The organism is Methylophaga sp. UBA5088, assembly GCF_002414625.1.
Lineage (GTDB): Bacteria > Pseudomonadota > Gammaproteobacteria > Nitrosococcales > Methylophagaceae > Methylophaga > Methylophaga marina.
Genome location: NZ_DIAC01000035.1, coordinates 494 through 5407 on the forward strand (window position 1 = coordinate 494; position 4914 = coordinate 5407).

The 4914-nt window shown below is 43.0% G+C and carries 3 protein-coding genes and 1 pseudogene; 2 read left to right on the forward strand and 2 right to left on the reverse strand.

The window, feature by feature from the left end; genetic code table 11:
• Positions 1-153: 153 nt before the first annotated feature.
• Positions 154-2037, forward strand: coding sequence for a SurA N-terminal domain-containing protein (locus tag B4K20_RS04830; RefSeq protein WP_286304986.1), 1884 nt, complete (start codon positions 154-156; stop codon positions 2035-2037).
• A gap of 43 nt (positions 2038-2080) precedes the next feature.
• Here B4K20_RS04830 and B4K20_RS04835 read toward each other — a convergent pair whose 3' ends face one another.
• Together B4K20_RS04835 and B4K20_RS04840 are read right to left on the reverse strand one after the other, a co-directional pair.
• Positions 2081-3283, reverse strand: a complete 1203-nt coding sequence (locus tag B4K20_RS04835; RefSeq protein ID WP_289282071.1) for a dicarboxylate/amino acid:cation symporter — start codon at positions 3281-3283, stop codon at positions 2081-2083.
• A 72-nt stretch (positions 3284-3355) separates the two neighbouring features.
• On the reverse strand, positions 3356-4144 hold the full coding sequence (locus tag B4K20_RS04840; RefSeq protein ID WP_284722424.1) for an enoyl-ACP reductase FabI: 789 nt from the start codon (positions 4142-4144) through the stop codon (positions 3356-3358).
• Between the two features lie 129 nt (positions 4145-4273).
• Here B4K20_RS04840 and B4K20_RS04845 point away from each other — a divergent pair.
• Positions 4274-4914 (forward strand): annotated as a pseudogene (locus B4K20_RS04845) (peptide ABC transporter substrate-binding protein); the annotation flags it as partial.

Here is a 4914-nt window from a genome sequence, read left to right on the forward strand (position 1 = left end):
GGTTAGAATGCCGGCCTGTCACGCCGGAGGTCGCGGGTTCGAGTCCCGTCCGCTCCGCCAAAAAAGAGGAAAGGCGCATCATATGCGCCTTTTTTTTTGCCTATTGTATTAGAATAGCCGTTTTTAACAACATTTCGGGAAGGTTCTCTTCATATGTTGCATTTCATACGTAATCACGCCCAGGGATGGATTGCCTGGTTCATCGTTGGTTTAATCAGTATTCCATTCGCTCTGTGGGGCATCAATTCATATTTATCTGGTGCTTCGGCAGTGGTTGTGGCCGAAGTTAATGGTTCTCCCATCACTCAAACAGAATTACAGTCGTCACTTCAGCAATACCGTGACCGCATGAGAAGTATGATGGGCGATCAGTTCGATCCGGCTATGTTCGACAGTGCTACTGTAAAAAAAGATGTTTTAGATGGTCTTATTGAACAACGATTATTGCGTGACGCGAATATCACCTTAAAACAGCATATTAGTGATGCTGCTGTCTCTCAGTTCATTCGTTCTACCCCAGCCTTTCAACGTGATGGGCAATTTGACTCAGACTATTATGGGATGGTTCTGGCAAGAGTCGGTTACACACCCACTCAATACGAAGCCCAATTGAGAGCTGATCTACTATCACAAGAATTGACAACAAATATTCAAAGCTCATCAATTGCCAGTGTGAAATTACTGAATGAAGCATTGAGATTAGAAAGACAGCAACGTGAGATTGCTTACGGTATTGTGCCCATCCAACAATTTGTTGAAGAAGTGAATGTGGATGATGCAGAAATTCGACAATATTATGACGATAATCTAGCCGCATACACAGCGCCTGAACAAGTCAAACTCAACTATATTGAATTATCTGTTGATGAGTTAGCAAAAGATATTCAAATCAATGAAGATGATTTGAAAAAATTCTATGCAGATAATCAAAATCAGTTTGTTGGCCCTGAGCAACGCCGTGCAAGTCATATCTTAGTTGAAGGTGATGACGAGAGCGCATTAGAAAAAATTAAAGCTATCCAAACCCGTATCAATGAGGGGGAAGACTTTGCTGAATTAGCTAAAGATGCCTCGCAAGATACCGGATCGGCCAGTAATGGTGGCGATCTTGGATTCTTTGGCAGAGATGTTATGGATCCGGCGTTTGAAGAAGCGGCATTTGCATTAGAAAACGTTGGCGATGTCAGTGAGCCCATTAAGACTGAGTTTGGTTATCATTTAATTAAACTTACTGGGATTCAAAAACCTGAAGGTAAAAGCTTTGCTCAGGCGCGGGACGAGGTTGAAAATTTATATCGCCGTCAGCAAGCTGAATCTGTTTTTTATGATGAAGCAGAACAGTTAGCCAATCTAAGTTTCGAAAATCCGGATAGCCTTGATGTGACAGCAGAAGCTCTGGGTCTTGAAATTAAAACTACGCCAAGTTTTACCCGTACAGGCACTGAAGAGGGTATTACCAGTAATAAGAAGGTAATTGATGCGGCATTCAGTGAAGATGTATTGAAAAATGATCTGAATAGTGCAGTGATTGAATTGTCAGATAATGATTTGCTGGTCATTCATAAGAACAAGCATATTCCGGAGACGGTTTTACCTTTTGAGTCTGTGTCTCCTGCTATCAAACAGCAGTTGATTTTTGATAAAGCCAGAAAACTAGCCCAGGATGAGGGTGAGTCAATCTTGGAAAAAGTGAAATCTGGTGAAGCTCCAGACTCTTTACTGACAAATTGGCAAGCGCCTGAGTTTTATGGACGCGATGCTGAACAAGTGAGTGGTCAGATTCTTCAGAGAGCATTTACCATGGCTAAACCATTATCATCAGCTAACTATGAAGGATTTTCTGCTGATAATGGTAATTATGTGGTTATTAAATTAACTTCAGTCAGAAACGGTAATATTGATGATGTGAATGAAGAGCAGAGAAAAGCACTTCAACAACAGCTTACAGGTATTTATGCGGCCGCTGAAGTTGAAGCTTTCATCGCTCAATTACGTCATGATGCTGAAATAGATATTCATCAAGATGCATTAAAATAAACAATCTTCATGAGCAGAAAAAAGGCGCGCCATGCGCCTTTTTTTATGTCAGTCGATCAACAATTGCACTGCCTACGCTATCGCTCCATACATTGATTGATGTCCTGAATCTGTCGAGAAACCAATCTACTGAAAGCAGCAATGCAATACCATCTAGTGGTAAGCCCACAGCGCTTAAAACAATCACCATCGTCACTAGACCTGCCTCTGGAATGCCAGCGGCACCAATAGCAGCTAAGGTAGCCGTAATAAAAACAATAGCTTGTTGGGTCAAGCTAAGGTCAATGCCATAAGCCTGGGCAATAAACATAACAGCCGCCGCTTCATAAAGTGCAGTACCGTCCATATTAATTGTTGCCCCTAGTGGCAGAACAAACTTACTGGTTTTATGGCTAATACCATTCTCTCTGACGCATTCCATCGACAATGGTAGGGTTGCAGAAGAACTCGCTGTACCAAATGCCGTTACCAAGGCTCGGCCCATTCCAAGCAGATAGCTTATGCCACGGCGTGTCATTAATAGCAGAATGATAAATAACAATATGCCGTGTGCAAGAAGTCCCGTCAGTACAGTCACTACATGCCAGCCAACCGCTTTCATTTCACTTAAAAAATGTTCACCACCTCCAGCATTACCCAGCCTAGCAGCAATTAAAGCAAATATGCCTAGTGGAGCGAGATGCATTACCCAGATAACGAGTTTCATCATGGCTTCATTGATGCCATCAAACAGCTGAAAGACCGGTCTGCCTGTTTCACCTAACGTACTTAAGGCCATAGAAAACAAAATGGCAAAGACAATCAAAGGAAGGAGTTGTGTTTCTGCTGCTGAAGCAATCAGATTAGGTGAGACCAAGGATAAGATGATATCACTGGCACCGGTGTCCTGTTTCTCCAGAATATATTCAGGCACCTCTGACTGACTCCATTGCATACCTGCACCTGGTTGAATCCAATTCACAACGACCAGACCGATAAAAACGGCGACAGCGGTTGATAAGCTGTAATAAAGTAAGGTCAGTCCACCCAGCCTGCCTAGCTTTTTCAGATTCCCTAATGACCCGATACCACTGACAATGGATGCAATAACCAATGGAATGATGGTCATTTTCAATGCATTGAGAAACAGTGTTCCAAGCCAACTTATCTGTGTGGCTGTGTCAGGTCTATACCACCCTAAGAAAACACCACTCACTGCGCCAAGGACAATGAAGGCCAATAAAATCATGGCATGTTTATGAGACATATGGCCTCCAAATAGGGATCAAAAAAAAGGGCATTAATGAATGCCCTTATGAGTTCTAGCAATACAATGGAATTACTTATCACCAATACCGACAATATTGTAGCCAGCGTCAACATAGGTAATTTCCCCCGTCACACCTGAAGCTAAATCAGAGCAGAGAAAAGCAGCTACATTACCGACTTCTTCAATCGTTACATTTCTTCTAAGTGGTGAGTTTCTCTCACCGTAGGCGAGCATTTTTCCAAAATCACCAATACCAGCAGCAGCCAGTGTTTTGATTGGGCCAGCGGACACTGCATTGACACGGATACCTTGTTCACCCATTGAGTATGCCATGTAACGAACAGTGGCTTCTAAAGCCGCTTTAGCTACGCCCATGACATTGTAGTTATCAATGGCTTTTTCTGCACCCAGATAGCTTAATGTTAATAATGAGCCATTGCGACCTGCCATCATGTCTTTGCCTGCTTTAGCTAATGCAGCAAAACTATAGGCACTAATATCGTTCGCCATAGCAAAACCTTCACGTGTAACGCTATCAACGAACCCACCCTGTAGCTGCTCACGTGGGGCAAAGGCAACAGAATGAACAATCGTATCTAGGCCATCCCAATGCTCAGATAACGACTTGAATACACCATTAATTTCATCATCACTGCTCACATCACAAGGAAAGACCAGTGCAGGATCGGCGCCACACTCTTCAGCGATTTTTTCAACGCGTGATTTTAATTTCTCATTTTGATAAGTGAAAGCCAATTCAGCACCTTCTCGTGCCATAGCATGAGCAATACCAGATGCAATAGAGCGGGGGCTGGCTACGCCCACGATTAACGCACGTTTGCCTTGCAGAAAACCCATGTGTCTCTCCTAAACTACATATAAAGCGGGATAACTTACCTGATTTTGGGGATGACGGAAAGGGCAAGCATGCAGTAATCTTCTACTGGTATGATGCAGACACTATCTAATGTTCCGCAATGAGGTTGTATGAGATTGATATATTGCTTGCTCGCTATCGTGCTGTTTTTCACAACAGCCTGTGATAAGGGGGCGATAAATTCACCTTATCCTGAAGCGTCCAGCGATGAAGAGATCCTATACGCTGCTTTTTCTCTACGACCCAAACACTTGGATCCTGCCAGATCCTACAGCGCAAACGAGGTCATCATTACTGGCCAGGTTTACGAACCGCCATATCAATACCACTACCTGAAAAGACCTTATCAACTAGAGCCCCTGGCAGCTGAATCAATGCCTGATGTAGTCTACCTGGACAAGGATAATCATCCTGTTAAGGAGACTGATGATGATATTGCATACTCAATTTATACGATTCCCATCAAACAGAATATTTATTACCAGCCACACCCTGCATTTGCCAGAGATGAAAACGGTGTCTGGCTGTACCATAACTTAACCGATGAAGAACTCTCTGATATAGAAGATTTAGCAGATTTTGAGCAAACAGATACCCGTAAACTGGTGGCAGATGATTTTGTATATCAGATAAAGAGATTGGCTCATCCCGAAATTCACTCACCGATACTTGGTGTGATGTCAGAGCATATTGTTGGACTAAAAGACTATGCTCAGAAGTTAAGAGATCTTCGTAAAAAAGGCGACGTAGT